The sequence below is a fragment of the Xanthobacter sp. DMC47 genome (assembly GCF_056313845.1).
The window spans coordinates 1,142,399-1,167,861 of the sequence record NZ_JBQUZM010000004.1; the positions used below are offsets into that span (position 1 = coordinate 1,142,399).

The window sequence follows — 25,463 nt, forward strand, 5'->3', positions numbered from 1 at the left end:
CTCCGCCGAAGTGTGGTCAATTAGGATGCAGCTGATTTTGGCTATGAGGCGCGCTCTGCTTGAGCACATTCGACACGGCGCGCGGTAGCGATGGCGCGAAGAAGATGAACGGAACCGCGCATTCGATATTCGGGTATGAGATCAAGCCGGACGGCAGCACAGTCCCATTACTATTTATTATTTCGTCAATGATTGATGTTTCTTGCTCCCGCATTCGATTAAGCAGCTTTAATCCGGCTCTTCGAAAACCAGATTCGCAGACCACAAAATCATCACCAATAGTCGATTTCTGAACCGCGATGCAATACAGCAATTGATCAGCGGGAGAATTTGCATCGCAGCCGGTCGTTGCCCTGATTAAGCGTCCATCACGCCCCACAACGCACAAATCTTGGCGGAGTATATCGATAAGGGGAAGATGTTTTCCTGCATTAACTCCATCACCGCATAGGGTGACGTGATCAGGAGTAACAAAGGTTCCATGAAAGTTGATTACATGGGACACCGCTCGGCGGAATGTGCGTGCCACTTGCCCACGATACAATCGACGATCTGACAGACCCGAGTATTCGTTGTATGAAAGAACCTCATCTCCGACAACAATGTCCTCAATTCTTTTTTGGCTTCCGTCGGCCATATCTATCAGTGTACCAGCCGCAAAACAGCGAGTGGCTGGCCGGATTGGCCCGGGACGGGGCTGGTCAGGGCCGTCGGGAAGCTGCTCAACCGCAGCGATAAGGCTTGCAGGAAGCCTAAGTTGGTAATCAGCAACGGTTGCGCCGTTATCTAATGGCACACCTTGTAGGACGAGGTAGTAGTCCTGAAGAAAGGCGGCCTGAGCCTCGACGTTCAATTGATAAAATGATTTGCCATCCGTAAAAACAGCAGAATAATCATATATATTGTTTCCCGTAAGCGCGTCCATTCCAACCTCTAAAATCGGACTGACTCTATTCTGCGCCTGCCATACATGGGCCATTTCGTGAATAAACGTCGAGTACATTTCTTCATTGGCGGACGCGGAAAAGTCTGAAGTATAATAGTAGTCACTTGTATTTTTTGGGTAATATATAGAACCGTCTGGCGAATGCGGGCGCTCGCCTAGTGGAGTATCAACGAGGTTGAAAAACGTTTCGTCATAATGTATTGTAACTTTTGTATAGTCGATGCTGCTTCCATAAACCGTCTTTGCCATTTCGATTTCGCCAGCTGTGAGTTTTCGTTCAGCCATCTTATGATCTCCAATTGAATCCGTCGTCTCTTTAGATCGGCCTCTGCAGACACACAACATTGTCAGAATTTGCATCGTCAATTCGGCGAGAATATTCGTCAAATGTCTCTATTATGCCTCTTTCGGCGAGTTGTTGTAGGCACCGCGGTTCAGTTTTAGATTTGAGAATGCAAGATTTTATTGAAGATTGATGCTGCAGCGGGACTAGCGCCTCAATTAGATAGATGGCCGTTGAGATGCCATAATCGTTCCCGCTCCTAGATCCATATATAAGTAGGGTAAGAGCATACCGCTGTCTGGTTGGTCCGTCCTCTGGCCGTACCCCGGGTGGTACGATGCCAGCGACCATGAGCCCCACGCCCAATTTAGTCTGACCCTCCGGATCTCCGCTCCTAGCCGGCGGCCAGAGCTTCCGCCAGGCCCCGGTACAATCCGTGTATATAGATTTGCCATGGCCATCCGTATGGCCGAGAGGCGGGGCACTTTGAGCGCTCCATGCACAAACGAAGGACGCTGGAAGAGCGATCCCCAACGCGATCGCCGCAGCTTTAAGTAGCTTCATGACTGCGGTGCCCGGCCAGGGAAGAATCGGGCGGTTCTTTCGTTCCGTAGGTCTATTTCTACGATGTCGAGCCGGGTTGTGCCGCACTGCCATTGCGATGGCGTCATCGACTGCCATCGCGCATCTTTATCAAGCGGCGACAATCGTTCGTGTTCGTAGTCTGTCAACATCGCAAATAGGCAGACGTAGATTGGAACACCATTATGTCGGCTGATAATTGCTTGATTAAGCAGGATCGGTGGCATAATACAGCCCTCTAGATCGATCAATTTTCTTTCTCTGTGGGAGAAAGACTGGGTCATTACCCATACAACCTCCCCAAATATATGCGCGATCGAGCGCTCCCGTGCGGCCATCTCGTTCATATTATGTCGACCCTCATCTGGATGGGGCTAGCTGGAGTGACACCATAATAGCGACTGAAATCGGCCTCGATTGGATCTTCTACCAAGTCAAAAGTTGCGTACCCTTCGCTACTCCTCTAGCATCGCCTTCGCGACCTGATCATTGAGCGGCTTGAGAAGGTAAGAAAGTGGGGTCCGCTGTGCGGTTCGGATGTGAACCTCCGCGGGCATGCCTGGCACAAGTGCTGAGCCACGTAGATTAGCGAGGTCATCGTTAGTGATGACGACCCGCGCCATATAGAAGCTCTCCCCCGTTTCTACAGTGCGCGTGAGGTCTGGTGAGACCCTCTCCACCTTGCCGTTCAGCTCAGGAGTCGTGCGCTGGTTAAAGGCGGTGAATCGGATAAATGCGTCCTGCCCGGCAAACACCTGGTCGATATCTTGCGGTAATATGCGCAGTTCGACTTTTAGTGGATCGGCTTCCGGCACCACGTACATCAGCGGCTCGCCCTGCGCGACGACACCGCCGACGGTGTGAACCCCAAGCTGATGCACAATGCCGTCCTGCGGGCTTGCAATATCGACGCGCTTGAGCTGATCCTCCCCTGCGACCTTGCGCTCAACCAGCTCTCCGATCTTGGATTCCAACTCGCGAAGTTCCTTCAGAACGTCTGTAACAAAGTCTTGTTCGATCTGAAGGATTTGCAGTTCCGTCTCTGTGCTCTTGCCTTTCGACTGGGCGATAGCTGCCATGAGCCGACCGCGCTCCCCCTCCAACCTGGCGGCCTCCCGCTGAAGCGCAGCCACTCGTGAAATGGTGACGAGATTTTTCGCATAGAGCTCCTCGACCCCCTTAAGCTCTTTGGCAATGAGGAGAATCTGGTCGCTGGCAGCAGCCCTTTGCGCCTCCAACCCCGCAATCTCTTGGCTGAGTTGTGCGGTGCGCTCCCTGAGTTGGGCCGTTTGTCCGTGACGGGCATCTCGCCGGGCTAGAAAGAGCCTGTTCTCACCGGCAACTATCTTAGCGACATCTACGTTCGTAGACGCTCGACCATTGAGGGATGTCGGGAATTCTAAACGTTCTGCAGCATCCCTCTCGGCCTCAAGTCGAGTACGTCGTCCTTCCAGCTCATCCAGGCTCTTAGTGACGACCGCGAGGTTCGCTCGTATCACCGTTTCGTCGAGCCGGATCAACACATCGCCCGCCTTCACACGCGTTCCATCGCGAACGAGAATTTCGCTAACTACGCCGCCAGTGGGATGCTGAATTTTTTTGAGGTTCGTCTCGACCACCACCGTTCCGGGAGCAATTACGGCACCCGATAGCTCCGCCGTGGTCGCCCAGCCGCCGAGGCCGACGACCAGAAAGGCGCTGATGCTGACGCCAACGAGCACCTGTCGGCGCAACGACGCAATCGTCGGCGCCCCTATGGGGGAGTTTTGGATCATTTGCCCTTGACCTTAGGTCCATCACGCTAAGGTTGTATGACGCATGGTCAAGGAGGTATCGCGCGGTTATCCACAGGCTAGCGTGTCGACTTCACCAGCACTTCTTCCTTCGGGCCGAATAGCTTGACCGTGCCATCGGCCATTACCGCCACCAGATCGACCGCCGCTATAGCGCTCGGACGGTGGGCGACGACGATGGCGATACCCCCGCGGGCCCTAACGCCGAGGATAGCTTTGCTGACAGCCGCCTCGCCCTCGGCATCGAGGTTGGAGTTGGGTTCATCAAGGACCACCAGGAAGGGATCCCTGTAGAGTGCGCGAGCGAGCCCAATCCGCTGGCGCTGGCCAGCCGACAGGGCGGCTCCGTCCGGTCCAATCTGCGTTTCATACCCAGCTGGCAGCCGAACGATCAAGTCGTGGACATGGGCGGCCTGAGCCGCATTCAGAATCGCCTGGGAATCGGGATCGTTCTCGAAGCGGCTGATGTTTTCAGCGACGGTCCCGGCGAAGAGCTCAATGTCTTGCGGCAGGTAGCCGATGTGCTCACCTAAGGACGCGGGCGACCATTGATCGAGCGTAGCTCCGTCAAGCCGAATGGCGCCCCTCAGAACGGGCCAGGCGCCAACGATGGACCGCACCAGCGAGGACTTGCCAGCGGCGCTGGGGCCGATAATTCCAAGGCCTTGCCCAGCCTCGATTTTGAAACTGACATTAGCGGCGGTGGCCGCCATCGCACCCGGCGGGCCTGCAAAGACGTTTTCGAGAACGAGCTCCCGACTGGGCGCAGGAAGGGTCATCCGCTCTGTGCGCATGGCAGCTTGATCAAGAAGCTCGCTCAAGCGTCGCCGGCTCTCTCTGGCGGCCAGGAAGTTTTTCCAGTTGGCGATCGCCTGCTCGATGGGAGCAAGCGCACGAGACGAGACGATCGAGCTCGCGATGATCGCTCCTCCAGATACCTCTCCTTGGATCGTAAGCCATGCGCCCAGCGCAAGAATGGCAGACTGAAGGAGAGCCCGGAAGACCTTCGAAATAGCCCCTAGCCCCCCGCTCACGTCACTGGCGCGGCGGTGGGCGTCGAGAAATGCCGTATTCGCTGTCAGCCATCGAGCTTGGTGTCGATGTGCAAACCCCATTGCGCGGAGCGCTTCGGCGTTCCGTCGACCAGCGGCCGCAAGCGCTTGCCTTCGATTTCCTTCCACATGGGCTCGCTTGGCAGGTTCACGCGATAGCAATTCAGTGATGAGCGTTAGGGAGATCAGGACGCAAGCGCCTGCTGATGCAAGCCAACCCAGCCACGCGTGCAAGATGAAGACGAAGCCGAGATAGAGCGGGATCCAGGGGAGATCGAGAATCGCGGAAGGGCCCGGCCCGGAAAGAAAGGTGCGGATACTGTCCAAATCGCGAATCGGTTGCAGTCCATCCCCATCGACACGGGCTCGGAGCGGTAGGGACAGCACGGCTGCGTACGTCTGCTCGCCGAGAATCTCGTCTACGCGGCTCCCCAAACGCACCAGCATGCGTGTGCGAACGAGGTCGAGAACCCCCTGAATGAGGTAAAGAAGAGTGGCCATGATGGCCAACGCCACGAGCGTTGGCACGCTCCGGCTCGTCAGTACCCGGTCATAGACCTGAAGCATGAAGATCGAACCGGTCAACGCCAGAAGGTTGATCAGGCCGGAAAAGAGCCCCACGGCGATCAGCCAGCCCCGCAATTCCTTCAGAGCTTTGGCGACCTGTCCAAGCGGCGCAGACGAGGGACGGACTGGCGGGGACAAGCATCAGCTCCGCTGTGGCAGGGGCGGTCGCCGGCGCTAACCGGCGGTTGTAGGCAGGCGGCATCTGAGTAGCTGTGTCGTCACGATTTTCAAGTGAAATGTGCGCGGCGAAGCCTTCCGCCGCGAGCCCGCCTACAAAACAATAAAACCCATCCGATCTGAAGGCAGTATCGAGAGCAATTGACATTAGAACGGTATTATGATACAATAAAAACGCGCCCAGTCGGCGTTCAATTTGGAGCACTTCAACATGACCACTCAGACATCCATTCTCGCCTGCGTTCTGTTCTCCAAAAACTGGGCTGGCAAGGCTCAGGCCGGCCGCTTCTATTCGGCTGATGTCGAGCGCGCCACTGCCGCAGCCCTGAAGAACGGCGCCTCTGTCGTATTCTTCTCTGAGGGTGACGATGCCGATCTCGTCGCCGCCATCCCCGCCGGACGCTTCGGCGAGAACGACCGCCCGCTGCTCACCAGCGTGCGCCAGGACATCTTCAAGCGGCTGGTCGCCGTCGCCGAGACGCAGGGCAAGGCATCCACGCCGGCCCAATCGAATGAGAAGGCCGCTGAGGCCGATGTCGCGAAGAGCGAGCCGAAGGCGCCAGCGCGCAAAAAGGCCGCTGCAATGCTCGCCAAGTCGACGGACACGGCGAGCGGCGAGGCACTGATCAGTGTCGTGATCAAGGAAGGCGCCAAGCACTGGCCGGGCCTGCAGAAGGGGGACGTGGTTCTCGCCCCGGAGTACAGCGATGGCGAGTACAATGGCTGGTGGGAGGCCGTGGTGGTGGCCCGGAGCGAAAGCCACGTCACGCTCGAATGGCGCGACTACAAGGACCACCCCACCTTCACGCGCCCCATCACGCAGGTCGCTCCCATCCACCCGGAGTGCAGGGTCGCAGTCTGAGGCCGATACACGATGAGTACGAAGAAAGGGGCGGCTTCGGCCGCCCCTTTCTTTTGTCCTACCGGCTTCCAATTATCGGGGCCGGTCCAGCTCTGGCGGCTCGGCCAATGGCGCGAACCCGTGCGTCGGTTGCAGGAAGGCGAATAGCGCTCCCTACGCCTTGCGCTTGGGCTTTGACTTGGATGCGCGCCCAGGGGCGACGGGCGGCTCGGCAACGGCCTTGCGCATCTGCCCCAGTCCGATCCGCTTGGCCATCTCAGAGCGCGCAGCGGCATAGTTCGGGGCTACCATGGGATAGTCCTTCGGAAGGCCCCACTTCTCCCGGTAGGCCTCAGGCGTCAGCCCGAACGCAGCGAGAAGATGCCGCTTCAGTGACTTCAGCTTCCGACCGTCTTCGAGGCAGACGATATAGTCCGGCGTGATCGACTTGCGCACCGGTACAGCCGGCACGAATTCGACAACGGCTTCGGGCTGGGGCGCTCCGAGGGTGCTGAGGCTGGCGTGAACGCTGGCAATAAGCGCAGGGAGCTCAGCCGTGGGCACGGTATTGTTGCCGACGAACGCCGCTACAATATCCGCGACATTCCCGAGAAGGACTTCGGCGTCACTCACCTGATCATGGCCCGACATTTTCCACCCCAGAATAAAAAAGATATCAGCTTTTCAAGCGCAGATTTTTCGATCTGGCAAGAGATCAGCCATCCGAAGCATCAGATTTTCTATTAGCGGGAAGAATGGGGTCATAAATCCCCCGCTTGATCAGTAGCGCTTGCGCCCAGTCCGCAACAACGAACAGCCGTGCGGAGACTGCACAGCCTCATCGTAGCCGCGATCTGTGGCCTGACCGCGTTCGCTCAGCGCCTTGGGCAGGACAAGCAGACTATCTTCGGGCAAGCTTCGTCCGTTGGCTTTCAGAGCGTACTCTGTGGCCTTCCCGGGGGTCGTGTCGAGCCGGACGCAGTGAATGCGCTGAAGGCGAGTATCCCTCATGAGCCAAGGCGCATTGTCCTTGACCCAGGTGGCCAGTTCGTACCGGAACCGGGATTCCATGGGCGTGAGCAATATCCCGTGCTCATGCAGGCCATCGTTCAATGTGACATCAGCAACAGACACCTTTTCCGTCTTGAACACCGGCAGATCAGGCGAGGCGACCAGGAGGGGCAGGTACCGGCGCTGGGATGGCTTGTCGGGGTGATGGGCAAAGCGGTGAGCCACCCGAGAATAGACCCTTTCGATATCCTTATGCATGAGGTCGATCTTGCCCCCCTGCGTTCCGGCGTAGAGAGTCTTGAACATGAACGTCATCAGGTAGCCGGTGTAGCCATCGGCGATATGGTCTTCGACCCATTTGCCGTAGCTGCTGGCAAGGCCCTCGGCACAGGCCCATCCCGAGCGAAGATTTTCAACACGCTTGTTCGGCATTGCAAATATCCATACATTATGAGAACGATAATTATTTACAATATTCAATTTATGCACCTGCATTTGTGAATAATTAAATTATATATCGCAGACATACGCTATAGATATGCGGGTATTTATCAAATGTATAATAGATACGACGATAATGTATGCATTGCATTTCTATCGAACGATCGAAGCGATCATCTAGATATAAATTCAAACCTGAACGCATTCATGATCGAATTTCAGTCAATTTGCCTTTCAGACACACCTGATTCAGCCTTCGATCATTCAGACATGACTCCAAATCTCATTCAGACATGACTCCTCATATGCGGTGCGTGATGCGGCCCACATTGAAGCTGTCGGAGGCGACACAATCGATGTCGAAAACCCAATCATCGATCGCTGTTCGCTGCTGATGCCAATGATTTACAGAATCGCGATTTGCACCCTCACGGCGTGCTTTCTAAAAATTAGAGCGCGTCCCGCCGCACCTTGATCGCGTGCCCATACAAAAAAGGCCCCGCGCTGCGCGCGCGAGGCCGAAAAGTGATGAGCATGTGAGCCACCAGCTTAGGCGGCGTCCGGCTCGTCCTTGGCATTCCCCTGAATACGCGCGAGGTCGAACACGACATAGTCGCGCCGGGGCGGATGCATGCCTTTCACGCGGATCTGGCGCACATAACGCCCCGCCTCCTTGCCGGGCAGGAGATACCCGCGCGCCTTAAGTGAAGCCAACACACCGTCCGCCTGCCACGCTGGCACGATATCCGGCACGCGATCACGCAGGAGCGCCAAGCCTGACACACCCGAGATCTCACGACGGATCCCGAACATCGTCTTGCCCCTGGCCGAACGCACCTTCATCCCCATTCCCACCTTGGGGAACGGCTTGGGGTCGGTGGCGTGGGCGCGCAACCACGCCAGCATATCGTCAGCAGCAGAGCCGGCAGGTCGCACAATCTCCCAAGCCTGCCGATGCACCTTGCGGATTGCGGTAGCGGCCGCCTTCCTCGTCCATGGCGCCACCTTATATTGCGCGGCGAGCATGGCGGCCGCGTACACCACCGCGAACTTCCGGGCGAACCGCTCTGCGAAGGGAGAGGGAGCCGTCACAGCCTTGACCATGAACCGCTCGACATATTCACGAGCCCTCTCCTCGCCCTTGGGGTCGACGAGGAACTTCCGGACGAAGCGCCGGATAGGACGGCCGTAATTCTCGCAGATCGCCGACTCCGCATTGCGGGCCAGTTGCGCTCGACGCTCTCCGGAAACCTGCAGGTCAAAGATCCCGCCCTCGTCACGAGGCGGAACGGGAATGCCGATCAGGCGGACCTGCTCGCCGTCGTTCCGCCGTCGGATGCCCGAGCCATCCAGGGGCTCCTCACCCGACGACAACCCGAAAAGTAGGTAGTGGACGTTGCGCAAATCGAAGTCGGAGACCGCCCGGCTGGATCTTTGGCGTCCTTGCCCGCCGGTCATCTTGTAGGCGAGGTTCTGGACGTGCTGAAGGCGCTTGGCAGGTGTTCCTTCGATGCGCCCCAGTTCGTCGAGGACGAGGAGTGAGTCGTTGCAGCGAGCAGCCTCCTCTTCGAGAGCGCGGCCCGTCAGATCATGGGTGCGTAGACGCTCTCGTCCGGCCTTCTCGATGACGGATTGAGCCGCCGTCGATGCCAGGCTCTTCCCCGTCGACGACTCCCCGATGAAGTGGAAGACGGCGCCTTCGTCCTGGCCGACTGGCCGCAGCAAACAGCCCGCGAACGCCACACTAACCGCGAAAGTTAGATAGCTGGAGCACGCGCACGCTTCGGCTAGCCCTTCGCGCCAAGCCTTGGTCTTGCCCTTCGCGCATTGGCGAACCGGCAGAGGGTCAGTGGGGACCAACCGACGGCCACGGCCAACAGCACGGTCTGGAAAAAGGTAAGACCGGCCGTGCCATCCAAGGACGCTCGTCGAATTAACGACGTCACACCCCTCCGCTTTCAGTGCCAACTGCAGGTCCTCGAGCCAGTCCTCGGGTATGCGGGCGCCTCGCGCTGCGAGAACTCGCTTCGCTCCGCGGGGGTCGTCGATCTGGGATCGAGGAATAATCGAGGTCGCACGGCCACCGCTAACGGTACCGAAGGCAACCTTTACCGAGTGAAAATTGTCGTCGATGTTGTGATGGATCTCGATAGGCTGGACCCATGGCATCTTATGCGCGCGCGTCATGTCGGAATCCTGGGTTGGTGTGAGCCATCGGTGGCTCACACGACAGCAGACAAGGGTCTGCGCGCGCGCCGGAGCGCGCGTGCAGATGTTGGCGAGGGTGGGGTTTTGCGCCTACTTCCGAGGGACCTGCCGCTTCGACGGAGGACCTCGGACAGGCTAAGTCAGAGCGCCAGGATCAGCGTCCTGCGATCGGCGATGCGACCATCCGGCGTGAAGCTGACAACACTGTCAAGCTGAACAGTTGCGCGGATATCGAGAGTACCGGGCGGCGGTGGGCACCATGATCGGGTTTTTGGTCAGCGGCCATTGCCCACGCCCTTTTCGATGAGCAGGGCGATATCCGAAGCACGCCATGCCACTGCGCGTGCGCCGAGCCGGACCGGCTTGGGATAACGAGACCCCACGCCAGCCCACCAAGTCGAGCGCGACACAGGGATGGGCCCACGCGGGGCAAGAATTTCAGAGAGGCGGAGCAATCGGTCGGTCATGTCCGGGTCCTTTCGTTGGGGACCCGATCTATCTACGGCATGCCGAATGGGGCTTAAGGGAGTAGCGCAAGGCACTAAAAGCGCGCGCCACTCCCTCAGTTGAAATTTTATTTCTTTTTCAGGAACTTATACCGAGCAATCGCCAGATCCAGCATTGCCCGAATAGGCTTTTCGGTTAGCCTCATGCCTGAATCTTCAATCTTCTCCATAATGTTGTCGACAGCTTTCGTCCGCCCGCCCTTTGAATACCCAAAACCATCAACAGCCAATGCATACACTATTTTAAGATAAGAGTCTTTATGATTTGCCATTTTTACAGTCGTTCTCTTAATATTTTTGTATTTTCTCTCAAATCGCATCAGATAACGCTCATTTTGCTTCAAATTTTTCCAAATTTCTTTCGGAAATTCTGATTCAAATCTCTTCATGTGCCGATACATCGCCGCGGGAGTCCGATCTTTTCCGGCATCCACATAGCGCTCCGCCACACGCCTCAGATGCTCGAAGCGGCGATACACCTCGGCATCTGCAAAGCCGATCAATCCACCGTCCTGTGGGTCAAAACCAAGAGCAAGGAGTGCCGCCTCCTCTGGGGACCAAGAAGCGAGCTGGCACCAGTACTTGTAATCAATCGTCCGACCCATTGTGTGCGCGAGTTCCGAGGCCTGCTCTGCAGCCTGAGCTGCCAAACCGTCGTCGCCGGCAATGGCTTCTTTCGCCAGTTGAACGCATCGCCTGATCAGCGCGACCTCACCGATTCTGGGCTCTTCCTTCCGCGCTTGATCGGCAAATTCCACCAAAGCGAAACGGACGAAAGCTTGAACTCCCATCTCCCCCTCCTTCGCGGGGCATGGGAGTACAAAGAGGCGCCCCCAGTAATTTGCTCCCATTGAACATATGGTAACATGCGGGAACGCGGCCGCTCCAATGGCCAAAGTGCCGCTCAGGCTGAAGGCGCATCCTTCCTTGCGCGAAATTCGTCCAACAGATCCGCCCACACCTGCATGAGCACCACCCGCTCTGGCCAATAGGTCGCCCGGTTATAAGCTCGGCGGACTTCGTTCTGGTCCAGATGTCCCAGCGCCGCCTCGATCACGTCGGGAGAGTGCCCCTTTTCGTTGAGGATCGAACTCGCCGCCGCCCGGAACCCATGGGAGGTCATTTCCTCCTGCGTAAATCCCATGCGGCGCAGCGCCGAGTTCATGGCGTTTTCGCTCAGGAGCTTCTTGTTCGAGCGTATCGATGGAAAGATCAGCTCGCTGGCGCCGGTCAGTGGACGGATATCGGCGAGCACCGCCATCGCCTGCCGAGAGAGCGGCACGACATGCGGTCGGCGCATCTTCATGCGCTCTGCCGGGATGCCCCACGTCGCACTATCAAAGTCGATCTCAGCCCATCGCGCCCCGCGTACCTCGCCCGGCCTGGCGAATGTCAGCGCGGTGAATAAGAGGGCCGAACGGAGGGTTGGCCATCCATCATACTCGTCGATAGCGCGCATGAGGCCGCCGAGCTTTTTGGGATCGGTCAGTGCCGCTCGATGGGTCACCCTCGGCCGTTCCAGCGCGTCCTTTAAGGCAAAGGTAGGGTCGTTCTCAGCACGCAGTGTCGCGATCGCAAACCTGAACACGCTCCCGATAGCCGCACGCAACCGTCGCGCCGACTCTCGCCGGCCGCTTCGCTCGACCTGCTGCAGCGTTGCCAGGACCTCTACCGGGGTGATTTCGCCGATCGGCCGGGGACCGAGCGCAGGACCTGCCAATGTCTCTAGCAACCACCTGTTCTTCGCGATGGTTGCCGCCGCCGCGCCCCTGCGCTCTAGACGCTCGACATATTCCGCTGCGAGCAGCGCAAAGGTGTTTCCCGTCGCTATGGCAGCATTGACCCGTTCAAGCTTGCGCGCGGTCGAAGGATCCTGCCCTTCCAGCAGGAGCCTTTTGGCCTCGTCCCGCTTCTGCCGCGCCGCCACGAGCGTCACGGTTGGGTAGGGACCGAACGAGAGCTGCTTCGGCTTACCGGCGAAACGATAGGCAAGGCGCCAGATTCGGCTTCCGTTCGGATTGACAAGCAGGTGCAGGCCGCCGCCATCAAACAATTTGTAGGGATTGTCTCGCGGCTTTGCATTTCGCAGCGCTAAGTCCGTGAGCGCCATCTGTAGGCATCTCCTTGTGGGCACCATCGCCGTGCCTACAAGCATGCCTACGCGCGCGCGAGATTCAACTGGACCTTAGCGGCTCCAGCCGGACTAGCGATGCGGCTTAATCGCTTGTTTTAGAATGATTTTTGGACGACGATGGACGTCGTCAGACTGGTAGCTGGTGCCGCGGAAGGGATTCGAACCCCCGACCCACGCATTACGAATGCGTTGCTCTACCAGCTGAGCTACCGCGGCACGCGCGCCCTCTATTACGGGCAGGCTCCGCCGTTTTCAAGGGTCCGGCGCAAAACGCCCCGCAGGCCGCTCCGGCGGGCGTGCCGGCGCGGCTTCGGCGGGTTGCCGTCTCAGTAGGTGAGCACCGGCGGCAGCTCCTTGGCCTGCGCCACCCACTTTTCCACCATGCTCTCGGTGGGCAGGGCACGCACCAGCTTGCGCTTGGCGTTCGCCTCGGCCATGGCCTTGGTGAGGTTGGCGGGCACGCGGGTCTTGAGTTCCTTCACCGTGTCCACGCCCGCCGCCTCGAGCAGCTCGGAATATTCCTCTCCCACCCCCTTGATGCGCATCAGGTCGGCCATGTTGGCCCATTTGAGGATACGGCTCTCGTCGATCCCCGTCGCCGCCGCCAGCTCCTTGCGCAGCTTGGGCGACTTGGCCCTCTCGAGCAGTCCCTCTGTGGTGGTGATGCCCGCGGCCTTCAGCTTTTCGGCATAGACCGCGCCGACGCCCTCGATCTCGATGATGGGATAGGACATGCGACCCCCCTTCAAATCCGGCTTGTGCGCGCCGGCATCAAGATCAGGCCACAACCGCGGGCCGAGTCAACTGCCCAGCGACAGCGACCATCAGACCACGTGGGTGAGGCCCGGCACCGAGCGCACGAGGAGGTTCACGGGTTCCGCGCCCACCGTTTCGCGGGCATAGGCCACCGTCTCGCGGACCGCGAGCTGCACCTGCGGCATGGTGAGACCGTGGGCCATCATGCGGTCCGCAACCAGCATGAGCCGCGCCATGCCACCGAAATGGCGCTCGGAGAGGGCAGTTGCATTCTCCACCGGGGCGACGTCGGCCATGTCCCGTGCCCAGGGATGCGTGGCGTAGAGGGGCGCCATGGCACTCGCCGGCGCCTCACGAGCGAGAAACTGGATGACGATGGCCACCAGGGCCTCGGCGGTCGGGGCATCCACCTCGACCCGCTCTGTCAGACGCGCGATCAACTCGTCCATGCCATCTCCTTGCGCCGCATCGCAGGCGAGACTGCACCGAGATTGCCGGGCACGGCGCGCTTTCGCAAGCGGGAGCGCCGGCAGTTCTCACCGGGCGGGTACAAGCGCAAGCGGCGCTGCAACGGGCTTGCCCGCACCCCTGCGGCGGGCGAAAACATCGCGATGCCGTGGCCGGATCCGAAGGTGCGATTCGGCTGGACCGCATGCCCGAGCGAGGACACCGCCATGGCCAAAGGCCCAGGGACGAGCCGAGGAACGACGTCCGGGACGAGCCCCGAGCAAAGCACGCAGGCCAGCGCGGCGCCGTCCCCCGGCCCCTGGAGCCGCACCTCAGTACCGCGAACCGCATCCGCAGCGCCCTCCGGCGGGCGGGCTCCGGCCCCCGAATCCGACGGCCGCATCCTGGTCGGGCGCAGCTTCCTCGGCCGCGTCGAGGCGGCGGCGACCCATGCGAAATCGAAGGATGAGTATCTCACCCTGCGCCTCGCCAACCGCCACGGCCTCGTCACCGGCGCCACCGGCACCGGCAAGACGGTGACGCTGCAGGTGCTGGCGGAAGGCTTCTCGCAGGCCGGGGTGCCGGTGTTCGCCGCCGACATCAAAGGCGACCTCTCCGGCGTCGCCGCCGAGGGCGAGGCCAAGGACTTTCTGGTGAAGCGCGCCGAGGAAGTGGGCATCACCTACACGCCGGACAGCTTCCCGGTGATCTTCTGGGACATGTTCGGCGAGCAGGGCCACCCCGTGCGCGCCACCATTTCCGAGATGGGGCCGCTTCTGCTCGCCCGTCTCATGGGGCTGAACGAGACGCAGGAGGGCGTGCTCAACATCGTCTTCCGGGTTGCCGACGAACAGGGCCTGCTGCTGCTCGACCTCAAGGACCTCAGGGCCATGCTGGCCCACGTCTCGGCCAATGCCGCGGCACTGACCGCCACCTATGGCAACGTGTCGGCGCAGAGCGTCGGCGCCATCCAGCGCCAGTTGCTCGTCTTGGAGAACCAGGGCGCGGACAAGTTCTTCGGCGAGCCAGCGCTGGATATCGCCGACATCATGCGGATCGACCGCTCCGGCTACGGCACCATCAACATCCTCGCCGCCGACAAATTGATGGGCTCGCCCCTCCTCTATTCCTGCTTCCTGCTCTGGCTGCTCTCCGAGCTGTTCGAGCGGCTGCCCGAGGTGGGCGATCCGGACAAGCCGAAGCTGGTCTTCTTCTTCGATGAAGCCCACCTGCTCTTCAACGAGGCGCCGAAGGCGCTGCTGGAGAAGGTGGAGCAGGTGGTGCGCCTCATCCGCTCGAAGGGGGTCGGCGTCTATTTCGTCACCCAGAACCCGCTGGACGTGCCAGAGACCGTGCTGGCCCAGCTCGGCAACCGGGTGCAGCACGCGCTGCGCGCCTTCACCCCGCGTGACCAGAAGGCCGTGAAGGCCGCCGCCGAAACCTTCCGTCCCAATCCGGACCTGGACACGGCCAAGGCCATCATGGAACTGGGCAAGGGCGAGGCACTGGTCTCCATGCTCGAGGGCAACGGCATTCCCTCCATGGTGGAGCGCACCCTCATCCGCCCGCCCTCGGGCCGCATCGGGCCGCTCACGCCCGCAGAACGCGCGGCCATCCTGGCGAAGAGCCCGGTGGGACACCTCTACGACACGGCGGTGGACCGCGAATCGGCCTTCGAGATGCTTCAGGCGCGGGCCGAGGAAAAGGCCCAGCCGGAGCCGGAGGAGGCCGCGCCGTCCTCGGGCGGCGGCAGCATTCTTGACAGCATCCTCGGCGGTGTCCTCGGCACCGCCACCGGCGCGCCGAAGGTCGAGCCGGTGCCGCGCGACGGCGCGCCCCGCCAGGGTTCGACGACGCCGCGCGTCCCGACCACGACCGGGCGGACCACCGGTACCGCCACCCCCCGGCCGAGCACACGCATGTCCACCACGGAAGTGGTGGTGCGGCAGGTGGCACGATCCGTGGCGACTCAGGTCGGCTCCCAGCTGGGAAAGGCCATCTTGAGGGGTATCCTGGGGAGCATCAGCAAGCGCTGACGGAGCGCGGGCGCGGTCCATCCCCGGTCTCGCCCGCGCCACGGCAAGGCTCAAGGTGCTTCCACACCGCCCGTCGGTACCTAACGGCAGCTTGACCTTACTCCTGTGGCCTCGCCGTGGTCGCAATGTCGAAAGTGTTGCGTCAGAAGGCTCCTAACGGTAGTGTCATAGCGTGTCGGCGAGATTGCGGGGTCGCGTCGGCAGAGATGCTCAACACGCGTGCCCGAGCCTTCCTCCCTTGTGGATGCGGACCGAGGCGCGCCATGACCTGGAGCGCCTCATGAAGGTGTTGCCCACTGCCCGCATCGTCCTCCTTGATGCCAATATGGAACGTCGCCAGGCGACGCGCCTCGCCTTGTCCTCCCTCGGGGTCGGATCCGTGCGCGAGGTCGCCTCCATCGACGAAGTGACCGATCCTTCCGCCCAAGGCACGGCCGACGTGCTCGTGGTGCAGGTGGACGATCCCGAGGATGCCCCAACCAACCCCTTCCGCTTCGGTGCCGGCATTCCTGCCGTGCTCGTGGCGGAGGTTCCGGCACAGCAGCTCGTGCGCGTCGCCGGCCGGACCGGCTACGACGCCGCGCTCGGCACGCCCGTCGCCCCGCGGCTGCTCTACCGCCGCATCGGCTCTGTGCTCCAGCGCGCGCGCCGTCTAGGGCGTCCTGCATCCGCAGTGATTGCATCGCCCGCCGATCTCGTCACCGCCGGCTGACCTGACGGCAAACCGTCTGGCACCTTGCCAGACGGTCCCGCGACCGCCAGCATCCCTGCGATTCCGGGCCCATCGCGGCCCGGTACAGAGATCGCGCTGGCGGAGGTTGAGATGGCGGCATCGGAACTCGATCCGATTCTGAAGGCGGTTGATGCGGGGCTCGACGGGGCGCTGGAGCGTCTGTTCGACTTCCTCAAGATTCCGTCCATCTCCACCGATCCCGCCCATGCTGGTGCCTGCCGGGACGCCGCGCAGTGGGTGGCCGGAGAGCTTGAGGCGCTCGGCTTCACCGCCACCGTGCATCCCACCGCCGGCCACCCGGTTGTGGTCGCCCGCACGGACACCGGCGCCCCACGGCGCGTGCTGTTCTACGGCCATTACGACGTGCAGCCCGTGGACCCGCTCGATCTGTGGGAGACGCCGCCGTTCGAGCCGCGCCTCGGCACGACGCCGGATGGGCGGCGCACCATCGTCGGCCGCGGCGCCTGCGACGACAAGGGGCAGGTGCTGACCTTCCTCGAAGCACTCAGGGCGTTCCGCACGACCCGCGGCGCCCTGCCCGTGGATGTCACCGTGCTGCTGGAGGGCGAGGAGGAATGCGGCTCGCCCAACCTCCCCGGCTTCCTCGCAGCCCACGCAAGTGAGCTTTCGGCCGATGTCGCCCTCGTCTGCGACACGGGCATGTGGGACCAGCGCACGCCCTCCATCACCAGCTCGCTGCGGGGCATCCTCCACACCGAGCTGACCATCGAGGGCGCCGACCGGGATCTGCACTCCGGCCTGTTCGGCGGCGCGGCACGCAACCCCATCCATGTGCTGGCGGCCATCCTCGCCGATGCCCATGACGCCGACGGCCGCGTTACCCTGCCCGGCTTTTACGACGATGTGCGTGAGCCGCCCGCTGACGTCCGTGCCCGCTGGCAGGCGCTGGGGCTGACCGCCGAGGCCTTCCTGAAGCCGGTCGGCCTCTCCGTCTCGGCCGGCGAGAGCGACCGGCTGGTCATCGAGCAGATTCAGTCGCGACCGACCTTCGAGGTCAACGGCATCTTCGGCGGCTACACCGGCGCCGGAACCAAGACCATCATCCCCGCCCGGGCCACCGCCAAGATCTCCTTCCGTCTCGTGGCGGACCAGGATCCGGCCAAGCTGCGTGCCGGCTTTGAGGCGTTCGTGGCGGCGCGGGTGCCCGCCGACTGCCGCGCCGTGTTCCATTGGGGCGAGGGCGCCCGCGCCTTCCTCGTGCCGCCGGAGAGCCCGGACCTTGGCCACGCCGCCGGGGCCCTCGCGGCGGAATGGGGCGTCGCACCGGTCACCATCGGCTCGGGCGGCTCCATCCCCGTGGTGGGCCAGTTCAAGGACCGGCTGGGCGTGGACACGCTGCTGATCGGCTTCGCCCTGGACGACGACCGCGTCCATTCCCCCAATGAGAAGTACGACCTCACGTCCTTCCACAAGGGCACGCGAAGCTGGGTGCGGATTCTCGACGCCCTTGCCGGCTCGTGAGTTGACGTAACGCTAGACTTTTTCGCGTCGTGCAATCGTGCGAGGAAGGCCCGTAACGTCAGCGACGGAACCTGCCATGGCCGCTCTCGCCTCCACCATCGACACGCAGGGCCTCGTCTCGGCATGGTGGTTCGATGGCAAGGGCGGCGCAGGTCGCATCAAGCCTGAGGATGCCATCTCCGCGACGGCGCCCGAAGGCGGCTTTGTCTGGCTGCATTTCCGCCATCTGCCCCGCGCGCCGCAGACGTGGCTGCGGGTCGACAGCGGCCTGGAGGGGCACGCGCTGGAAATCATGGCCGAGGACCAGTGCCGCCCGCGCTGCGTGATGTTCGCCGATGGTGCGCTCCTCTCCCTGCGCGGCATCAATTTGCAGCGCAACGCGCTCCCCGAGGAGCTCATCACCGTCCACCTCTGGGTGGATGCCCAGCGCATCGTCTCGGTTCAGCACGACTTCCTTTCCGCCATCGCCGATTTCGAGGATGCGCTCGGCCGTGGCCGCTGCCCGCGCACGCAAGGCGAGTTCGTGGCCGACCTCTCCATGCGCCTCGTGGAGCGGGTCGACGCGGTGGTGACGACCCTGATCGAGGAGGCGGACGAGCTCGAGGATGCCGTCCTCGTCACCGAGACATCCGAGCTTCTGCCCAAGCTCGCGGTGCTGCGCCGGGTGGCGATCAAGCTGCGCCGGCACATCGCGCCCCAGCGCGAGGCGCTCAACCATTTCGCGCTCGAGGATGACCCCTGGATGGGGCCGAAGGACCGAAACCGCCTGCGCGACGCCGCCGACCGCGTGGCCCGCTTCTCCGAAGAGCTAGACAGCGTGCGCGAGCGGGCGGCGGTCATCCGCGACCAGATGGTGGACGCCCGCGCCGAGCAGATGAACAAGTCCATGCTGGTGCTTGCCGTGGTCACGGTGGTGTTCGCCCCCATGACGCTGATTTCGGGTATGTTCGGCATGAACGTGGGCGGCATCCCCGGCAGCACGGATCCCGCGGCCTTCTGGGCGCTCTGCGTGTTCCTTCTGCTGCTCGGCTTCGTCCTCCTGTGGACGTTCCGCCGGCTGAAATGGATCTGATCTTCCTTTAGGTCATGCAAAGTTCGCGCGGCTGTCTCCACCGCGTCAAGGATGGTGCCGCAGATGCGGTGCGCACGGACCTTTGGAGGTTTCCCATGCGCACCCTGAAATGCGTTGCCCTCGCGCTGCTCGCCGGCGCCGCCTTCGTTTCACCCGCCCTTTCGCAGGATAAGACCGCCGAAGGCACCGCCTTCCCGGCCGTCCTCGCCGGACATGTGGTCCTGCCGGCCGCCACCTTCGTCCCCGCCCCTGCAGACGCGCCGGATGCGTTGAAGACGTCGGGCAAGTTCACCAATGCCGATCGCGCGCGGATCGACGCCATCGGCAGCGTGAAGGGCGTGAGCGTTCTCTCCAATCCCGCTGCGCCGCGCGAGACGGGCCTCTCGCTGCCGTTCGACGGGCAGCCGGTGCAGGGCTTCTCCGGCATCGTTTCCGAGGGCGACGGGAATTTCCTGGTGCTGACCGACAACGGCTTCGGCTCCAAGGCCAATTCGCCGGACGCCATGCTCACGGCGCACCGGCTGAAGATGGACTTCAAGGCCGGCACCATCGAGCGCCTGAAGACGATCTTCATCAGCGACCCCGACCGCAAGGTGCCCTATCCCATCGTCATGGAAGGCACCGCCACGCGCTACCTGACCGGCTCCGACTTCGATCTCGAATCGATACAGCGCGTGGGTGACAGCCTGTGGTTCGGTGACGAGTTCGGTCCCTTCCTCATCGAGACCGATCTCGATGGCAAGGTAAAGGCCGTGTTCGAGACCAAGGTGGACGGCAAGGTGGTGCGCTCCCCCGATCATCCCGCCGTCACCACGCCGGGCGCGCCGGACGGCAAGGTGGCCTTCAACGTCTATCGTTCCAAGGGCTTCGAGGGCATGGCCCTCTCCCCGGACAAGACCAAGCTCTATGCGCTGCTCGAAGGCCCGCTGTTCGATGCGGCCGCCGGCGGCAAGGAGAAGGTGGGTGATGCGGAAGTCCTGCGCATCGTCGAGTTCGACCTCGGCAAGCGCGAATGGACCGGCCACTCGTGGAAGTATCCCCTGGCGGTGGCGGGCAATGCCATCGGCGACTTCAACATGATCGACGACACCCACGGCCTCGTCATCGAGCGCGACAGCCTGGAAGGCTCCCGCTTCAAGGCCTGCGCCGCAGGCAAGGTCGAGCCGAGCTGCTTCGACAAGCCGGCCCAGTTCAAGCGCGTCTACAAGATCGCCTTCTCGCCCGAGACCGCCGGCGAGCCGGTGCGCAAAGTGGGCTATATCGACCTTCTCGCCATCAAGGATCCGAACGGCAAGGCGAAGCAGGGCGGCACCGAGGGCGTGCTCGACTTCCCCTTCTTCACCATCGAGGACGTGGTGATGGTGAGCCCCACCGAGATCGTGGTGGGCAACGACAACAACCTGCCCTATTCGGCCGGCCGCAGCCCGCAGAAGAACGACGACAACGAGTTCGTCCTCCTCAGCGTGCCGGAGCTGCTGGGCGCCAAGTGAGCCGGCGCGCGATCGCCGCAAGAACGCAAAAGGCCGGGCTCACGCCCGGCCTTTTCGATTCACTTGCGATCAGACCCTACTGCCCGGCGGCGAAGACGCTCGGGAACGGCCGCCCACGCACGTCGTAGACGGTGGCGTAGGTGACGCCCTCGCGCTCGACCTTCACCAGCAGCGGCGCCTTCACGTCGGCGCAATAGAACTCGCCGAGACGCATATAGAAGTCCGCATTGCTGCTGTCGTAGGTCGTCTCGTAGCGCGGCCCCAATTCTGCAGCGGCGGCGAAGTGGGGGCCGCAGACGGCCACGCGCAGCTTGCGGCCCTGGGGGAGGGTGCGCCGGTGCTGCTCCACATATTCGTCCAGCTCCTCCGTGGCCTGCTTGAAGGCAAGACCCCAGTAATCGAGCATGAACAGATCGTCCGCGCCCTTGATGCCGCCGACGAAGTGGTTGTAGTAGGTATATTCGTAGGGGTGGAGATTGTGGAAATCCACCGCCGGCACCGCGAACCCGACCGCGAAGGTCGCGGCCACGGCGGCCTGGGCGAGACGCGGGAGGCCCTGCGCCTTCTGCCACAGCCACGCCGCCGCATAGCCGCCAAGCAGCGCCAGGGCGGGCGTGACGAACACGAAGTGGCGGATGCCGTTGTACATCACCGGGCGGGTGACGACCGTGAGCAGCACCGGGAAGGCGGCGGCGGTAACGATCAGAACCAGCCGCGCGCGCTTGGCGGGGGAATCCTTGCCGACGAAAGCCGAGACGATCGCGCCCGCAGCGCCTGCCACCGCAAGGCCGAGGAACAGCTCGGGCATCTGCACGGAGAAGAGCGTGGGCACGTAGGTGCGCGGCATGTCCGGCACGAGGATGGGCCGGCCCTCGAACATCTCCCGCCACGGCACTTCCCAGAAGTGCGAGTAATATTGGAGCGCCACCAAGGGATTGAGCGGCTCCGCGACGCCCCAGGGCCAGACGATGCCGAGCACGAAATAGGCCAGCGGCAGGCCCAGCATCAGGAGGCCAGTGAAGCGCAGGGTGCGCAGCAGCGCCGGCTTGATGCCGAGGCGCACGCACTCCACCGCCAGCACGAAGGCGATGGCGGCGGCGAGATACACGCCGCAAAGAAGACCGAGGACGCGGGTGCCGATGGCAAGGCCGAGAAACAGGCCGAACAGGGTCACCGTGCGCGGCGACGGCTGGGGAAATTCATCGAACGCGCGGATGCAGGCATAGAGCACGCCGGCCACGGCCACGGCGAAGGGCGCGTCCTTCGCGTTCATGAACATGTGCCCGTAATAGAGCGGGCAGATCATGAGGAGGGCGACGGCAGCAAGCCCGCCCCACGGCCCGGCAAGCCGCCGGCCGGCCCGCCACACCAGGACGAAGCCGAAGACGCCGACCAGCCCGCCCAGAAGCCGGCGGATGTCGAAGACATCGACGAAGGGCAGCGCCTTGGAGAGGGCAGCCGCCGCGAGATCGAAGCCGCCGCCGTAATAATACAGGTTGACGAAGGAAAAGACCTTCCGATGCGTCAAGCCTGACGAAAAGTAGGAATAGAGCAGGTCGCCATACTGGGAGTGGGTGAAGTCATCCCAGCCGAGGCCATAATCGGAAAAGGTGAGAGCGGCGATGACCGCCACACCGGCGATGAGGACAAGGGCGCACGCGTCCGCAATCGCGCCCGGCCGACGTTCTATATCGAGGAACGACATTGATGGAGGATCCCGAACCCAACTCCTGTCGCGCCGATTCCGGAATCGCTTCCAGGCCCCCAGCGCGATACACCACCATATTACCGCAGGCAGCTACGCGGATCACAGCTAAGATGGAGTAGAGGAGGATCGCAACAAAATTATGCTGTGCGTTGCAAAAAATTAAGGCAACTTCGGGAGCAATTGCGGCAGCATAGCTGACCGAAGGTAAGATTAACCGGCGCAGTATTCTTGCAGGGCAGAGTCGATCACCGGCAGGAAAGAAAGTCGCGTGCCCGAGCGTATTTGTTCAGCACGTGAATCCCGGAGCGGCAAAAGAGGCGGCCGCCCACAATCGGCCTCGCGCAGGAGCCAAGCGGGCCTGCACCCACGCCCTTCGGCGAGGAGCAGGCCCGGAATGGGAGCCGGTCAGACGGCCTTGCCGTAAAGCTCGGCGACGTAGTCCCAGTTGATGAGGTGGTCGACGAACGCCTTCAGGTAGTCGGGGCGACGGTTGCGGTAGTCGATGTAGTAGGAGTGCTCCCACACGTCGACGCCGAGAATCGGGGTGGCGCCCTGCACCAGCGGGTTCTCGCCATTGGCGCTCTTCAGCACGACCAGCTTGCCGTCCTTGAGCGCGAGCCACGCCCAGCCCGAGCCGAACTGCCCGACGCCGGCGGCGATGAAGTCCTCCTTGAACTTCTCGACCGAGCCGATGTCCTCGATGATCTTCTTCTCGATCTCACCGGGGATGGGCCCGCCGCCGTTCGGCTTCATCCAGTTCCAGAAATGCAGGTGGTTGTAGTGCTGGCCGGCGTTGTTGAAGAGCGGGGCGTTCTTGCCGAACGAGCCCACGACGATCTCCTCGAGGGTTTTCCCTTCAAATTCAGTTCCCTTTAGGAGATTGTTGCCATTGTTGACATAAGCGAGGTGGTGCTTGTCGTGATGGTATTCCAGCGTTTCGCGCGACATGTACGGCGCAAGCGCGTCATAGGCATAGGGCAGGTCGGGCAGCGTGAAGGACATGAAACATCTCCGCAATCTATCCGGCGTTTCGCCCGGGGCGAAATCGCTGCCCCGGCGCCATACCGGGTATACGACATGTCCGAGCGAGGACCTAGATAGGGTCGCGCTCGCCATCAAACAACCTTGAAGCGGCCGATTTTCGCGGCGAGGTACCACCTTTGATCAGAACGGCTGAGGCCGGCATGCGGAAGTGGGGTTCGAGATGTGGTGGTTCCTGGTCCTTCTCGGCGTTCTCATCGCTCTGGCCGGGCTCGCGGTCATCGGCCTCGGGGTGACGATCTACGTCTCGGCCTTCGGCAATACCCTCATCACCACCGGCGCCGTGGCCGCTTCTGGCGGCTTCGTCATCACCGCCATGGGCCTGGTGCTGCGCCAGCTGGACCGGCTGACGCGGCAGATCGATCGCTCCTACCCGGCCGGCGAGGCCGAGGCCGAGGAAGCCGCCGCGCAGCCCGCGGCCCGTCCCGCCCGCGGCGGCCGCGGCGCAGCGCCGCGCCTCTCCGTGGATGATCTGGTCTCCGCCGAGGAGGCCGACGCCGAGGCCGCCGCGCCGCCGGCCCGTGAACGTGCGGCCGACCGGCCTCAGGAACGTCCCCAGGAGCGCGCTCCGGAACGCGCCCCCGAGCGCCCGCAGGAGCGCCCTGCCGCGCAGCGGCGCCCCGGCCCCTCCCCGCTCCTGCCGCCGCCCGAGGCCGCTCCAACGGCCGACCCGATGGTCGAGGCCCGTCGGCAGCGGCTCCAGCGCGGCCCCGAGCCTGCCCCGGAAGCGCCGGCTGCCCCGCCTGCACCGCCCCGTCCGCGCACCGGCTATGAGCCGCCGCCCCGTCCGGCCCGCGCCGCGCCGCCCGAGGCCCCGCCTCCCGCTCCCGCGCCGGCTCCCGCCCGCGAGCCGGACGAACCGCGCATCCTGAAGTCGGGCATCGTCGGCGGCATGGCCTACACGCTGTATTCGGACGGCTCGATCCAGGCCGAGCTGCCCACCGGCGTCGTCCGCTTCGCCTCCCTCCAGGAACTGCGCGACCACGTGTCCCAGGCCCAGCAGGGCGGCTGAGCGGCAGCCGTCGCCCCGCCGGGCGGCGGGGCGGATTTGCCGGATCGGGGCGCCCGCTCTATTGAGCGGCAGCGTTCCCTGCCCGGCAATGCCGGCGCCCAGAGGTCATTCCGCCCGATGTTCCCGCAAGATCCCGGCTCGCCCTTCGACGACATCCGCCAGCTCGTCGCCACCCTGCCCGGCCCCAACGAGGGCGCCCGCGAGGCAGCGCTCGCCCGGCAGGAGCAGCTGGTGAAGCCGCCGGGCGCGCTCGGGCGGCTCGAAGCCATCGCCGCCCACCTTTCCGCCTGGCAGGGCAATTCCATGCCGACGGTCAACCGCCCGATGGTGGCGGTGTTCGCTGCGACCCATGGCGTGGCCGACCGCGGCGTCTCGCCCTATCCGGGCGCCGTGACCAAGCAGATGATGGCGACCTTCACCGCCGGCAAGGCCGCGGTGAACCAGATCTGCGCCACCTTCGACGCCGGATTGCGGGTGTTCGACCTCGCCCTCGACTATCCGACCCCCGACATCACGACGAACGCCGCCCTCGACGAGAAGGCATGCGCCGCCACCATGGCCTTCGGCATGGAGGCCATCGCCGGCGGCTCGGACCTGCTCTGCCTCGGCGAGATGGGCATCGGCAACACCACGGTCGCCGCCGCCATCTGCCACGGGCTTTATGGCGGCACCGCAGAGGACTGGGTGGGGGCGGGCACCGGCTCCACCGGCGAGGTGCTCGAGCGCAAGATCGCCGCCGTGCGCGATGCCGTCGCCTTCCACAAGGATCACCTCTCTGATCCGCTGGAAGTGCTGCGCCGCCTCGGCGGGCGGGAGATCGCCGCCATCGCCGGCGCCATTATCGCCGCGCGGCACGAGAAGGTGCCGGTGGTGCTGGATGGGTTTGTGGTGACGGCCGCCGCCGCCGTGCTCCACGCCATGAACCCGGGCGCCCTCGACCACTGCCTCGCCGGCCATGTCTCGGCGGAGAAGGCCCATCGCGCGTTGCTGGACCGGCTGGGCCTCGTGCCGCTGCTCGATCTCGGCATGCGGCTGGGCGAAGGCTCGGGCGCCGCGCTGTCCATTGGCGTGGTGAAGGCCGCCGTGGCCTGCCATCGCGGCATGGCCACCTTCGCGGAGGCCGGCGTCTCCGAGGGCTGACGCCG

The 25,463-nt window shown here is 63.0% G+C and carries 23 protein-coding genes and 1 tRNA gene; 9 read left to right on the forward strand and 15 right to left on the reverse strand.

Annotated elements, in window-relative coordinates:
- Positions 1-16 precede the first annotated feature (16 nt).
- The 4 genes from ACT54R_RS17070 to ACT54R_RS17085 all read right to left on the reverse strand — a co-directional run bounded on the left by ACT54R_RS17070 (position 17) and on the right by ACT54R_RS17085 (position 5,361).
- Positions 17-1,231 carry a Hint domain-containing protein gene (locus ACT54R_RS17070; protein ID WP_476328239.1) on the reverse strand — a complete coding sequence of 405 codons (1,215 nt, stop codon included), beginning with the start codon at positions 1,229-1,231 and terminating at the stop codon, positions 17-19.
- 558 nt (positions 1,232-1,789) lie between these two features.
- The gene (locus tag ACT54R_RS17075) at positions 1,790-2,158 is read right to left on the reverse strand and encodes a toxin-activating lysine-acyltransferase (RefSeq protein ID WP_476328241.1); all 369 of its coding nucleotides are present in this window, start codon (positions 2,156-2,158) and stop codon (positions 1,790-1,792) included.
- A 108-nt stretch (positions 2,159-2,266) separates the two neighbouring features.
- The gene (locus ACT54R_RS17080; protein WP_476328243.1) at positions 2,267-3,586 is read right to left on the reverse strand and encodes an HlyD family type I secretion periplasmic adaptor subunit; all 1,320 of its coding nucleotides are present in this window, start codon (positions 3,584-3,586) and stop codon (positions 2,267-2,269) included.
- Between the two features lie 77 nt (positions 3,587-3,663).
- Complete coding sequence (locus ACT54R_RS17085) at positions 3,664-5,361, reverse strand: type I secretion system permease/ATPase (RefSeq protein WP_476328245.1); 1,698 nt, start codon at positions 5,359-5,361, stop codon at positions 3,664-3,666.
- Between the two features lie 250 nt (positions 5,362-5,611).
- Here ACT54R_RS17085 and ACT54R_RS17090 point away from each other — a divergent pair, with 250 nt between their 5' ends.
- Complete coding sequence (locus ACT54R_RS17090; RefSeq protein ID WP_476328247.1) at positions 5,612-6,262, forward strand: hypothetical protein; 651 nt, start codon at positions 5,612-5,614, stop codon at positions 6,260-6,262.
- Between the two features lie 153 nt (positions 6,263-6,415).
- On the opposite strand, the gene ACT54R_RS17095 is transcribed toward ACT54R_RS17090, so the two are convergent.
- On the reverse strand, positions 6,416-6,805 hold the full coding sequence (locus tag ACT54R_RS17095; RefSeq protein WP_476329209.1) for a Ros/MucR family transcriptional regulator: 390 nt from the start codon (positions 6,803-6,805) through the stop codon (positions 6,416-6,418).
- Here ACT54R_RS17095 and ACT54R_RS17100 point away from each other — a divergent pair.
- The gene (locus tag ACT54R_RS17100) at positions 6,764-6,988 is read left to right on the forward strand and encodes a hypothetical protein (RefSeq protein WP_476329248.1); all 225 of its coding nucleotides are present in this window, start codon (positions 6,764-6,766) and stop codon (positions 6,986-6,988) included. The two genes, ACT54R_RS17095 and ACT54R_RS17100, sit on opposite strands and share 42 nt — an antisense overlap.
- A gap of 33 nt (positions 6,989-7,021) precedes the next feature.
- Here the strand turns inward: ACT54R_RS17100 and ACT54R_RS17105 are convergent, their stop codons facing one another.
- The 8 genes from ACT54R_RS17105 to ACT54R_RS17140 all read right to left on the reverse strand — a co-directional run bounded on the left by ACT54R_RS17105 (position 7,022) and on the right by ACT54R_RS17140 (position 13,746).
- Positions 7,022-7,684: a hypothetical protein gene (locus ACT54R_RS17105; protein WP_476328249.1), complete on the reverse strand. Its 663-nt coding sequence runs from the start codon at positions 7,682-7,684 to the stop codon at positions 7,022-7,024.
- Between the two features lie 558 nt (positions 7,685-8,242).
- Positions 8,243-9,880 carry a DUF927 domain-containing protein gene (locus tag ACT54R_RS17110; RefSeq protein ID WP_476328251.1) on the reverse strand — a complete coding sequence of 546 codons (1,638 nt, stop codon included), beginning with the start codon at positions 9,878-9,880 and terminating at the stop codon, positions 8,243-8,245.
- 296 nt (positions 9,881-10,176) lie between these two features.
- Positions 10,177-10,368 carry a helix-turn-helix transcriptional regulator gene (locus ACT54R_RS17115; RefSeq protein ID WP_476328253.1) on the reverse strand — a complete coding sequence of 64 codons (192 nt, stop codon included), beginning with the start codon at positions 10,366-10,368 and terminating at the stop codon, positions 10,177-10,179.
- 107 nt (positions 10,369-10,475) lie between these two features.
- A complete protein-coding gene (locus ACT54R_RS17120) occupies positions 10,476-11,198 on the reverse strand; it encodes a hypothetical protein (RefSeq protein ID WP_476328255.1) in 723 nt (240 codons plus the stop codon).
- Positions 11,199-11,311: 113 nt separating this feature from the next.
- Positions 11,312-12,517 (reverse strand): tyrosine-type recombinase/integrase, encoded by a 1,206-nt coding sequence (locus ACT54R_RS17125; RefSeq protein WP_476328257.1) that lies wholly within the window; start codon positions 12,515-12,517, stop codon positions 11,312-11,314.
- 164 nt (positions 12,518-12,681) lie between these two features.
- Positions 12,682-12,757 (reverse strand) — tRNA-Thr (locus tag ACT54R_RS17130).
- Between the two features lie 110 nt (positions 12,758-12,867).
- On the reverse strand, positions 12,868-13,275 hold the full coding sequence (locus ACT54R_RS17135) for a DUF4332 domain-containing protein (RefSeq protein ID WP_476328259.1): 408 nt from the start codon (positions 13,273-13,275) through the stop codon (positions 12,868-12,870).
- A gap of 90 nt (positions 13,276-13,365) precedes the next feature.
- On the reverse strand, positions 13,366-13,746 hold the full coding sequence (locus ACT54R_RS17140; protein WP_476328261.1) for a hypothetical protein: 381 nt from the start codon (positions 13,744-13,746) through the stop codon (positions 13,366-13,368).
- 225 nt (positions 13,747-13,971) lie between these two features.
- On the opposite strand from ACT54R_RS17140, the gene ACT54R_RS17145 reads away from it, so the two are divergent.
- The 5 genes from ACT54R_RS17145 (at position 13,972) to ACT54R_RS17165 (ending at position 20,557) form a co-directional block, all read left to right on the forward strand.
- Complete coding sequence (locus ACT54R_RS17145) at positions 13,972-15,780, forward strand: helicase HerA-like domain-containing protein (RefSeq protein WP_476328263.1); 1,809 nt, start codon at positions 13,972-13,974, stop codon at positions 15,778-15,780.
- Between the two features lie 280 nt (positions 15,781-16,060).
- Positions 16,061-16,492 (forward strand): ANTAR domain-containing protein, encoded by a 432-nt coding sequence (locus tag ACT54R_RS17150; RefSeq protein ID WP_476328265.1) that lies wholly within the window; start codon positions 16,061-16,063, stop codon positions 16,490-16,492.
- A 111-nt stretch (positions 16,493-16,603) separates the two neighbouring features.
- Complete coding sequence (locus tag ACT54R_RS17155) at positions 16,604-17,995, forward strand: M20/M25/M40 family metallo-hydrolase (RefSeq protein WP_476328267.1); 1,392 nt, start codon at positions 16,604-16,606, stop codon at positions 17,993-17,995.
- 76 nt (positions 17,996-18,071) lie between these two features.
- Positions 18,072-19,067 (forward strand): zinc transporter ZntB, encoded by a 996-nt coding sequence (locus tag ACT54R_RS17160; protein ID WP_476328269.1) that lies wholly within the window; start codon positions 18,072-18,074, stop codon positions 19,065-19,067.
- 95 nt (positions 19,068-19,162) lie between these two features.
- Positions 19,163-20,557 (forward strand): esterase-like activity of phytase family protein, encoded by a 1,395-nt coding sequence (locus ACT54R_RS17165; protein ID WP_476328271.1) that lies wholly within the window; start codon positions 19,163-19,165, stop codon positions 20,555-20,557.
- A 76-nt stretch (positions 20,558-20,633) separates the two neighbouring features.
- Here the strand turns inward: ACT54R_RS17165 and ACT54R_RS17170 are convergent, their stop codons facing one another.
- On the reverse strand, positions 20,634-22,262 hold the full coding sequence (locus ACT54R_RS17170) for an ArnT family glycosyltransferase (RefSeq protein WP_476328273.1): 1,629 nt from the start codon (positions 22,260-22,262) through the stop codon (positions 20,634-20,636).
- Positions 22,263-22,670: 408 nt separating this feature from the next.
- Positions 22,671-23,267, reverse strand: coding sequence for a superoxide dismutase (locus ACT54R_RS17175; RefSeq protein ID WP_024277967.1), 597 nt, complete (start codon positions 23,265-23,267; stop codon positions 22,671-22,673).
- A gap of 202 nt (positions 23,268-23,469) precedes the next feature.
- Here ACT54R_RS17175 and ACT54R_RS17180 point away from each other — a divergent pair, with 202 nt between their 5' ends.
- Positions 23,470-24,318 carry a hypothetical protein gene (locus tag ACT54R_RS17180; RefSeq protein WP_476328275.1) on the forward strand — a complete coding sequence of 283 codons (849 nt, stop codon included), beginning with the start codon at positions 23,470-23,472 and terminating at the stop codon, positions 24,316-24,318.
- Positions 24,319-24,435: 117 nt separating this feature from the next.
- Positions 24,436-25,458: a nicotinate-nucleotide--dimethylbenzimidazole phosphoribosyltransferase gene (gene cobT / locus ACT54R_RS17185; RefSeq protein ID WP_476328277.1), complete on the forward strand. Its 1,023-nt coding sequence runs from the start codon at positions 24,436-24,438 to the stop codon at positions 25,456-25,458.
- Positions 25,459-25,463 lie beyond the last annotated feature (5 nt).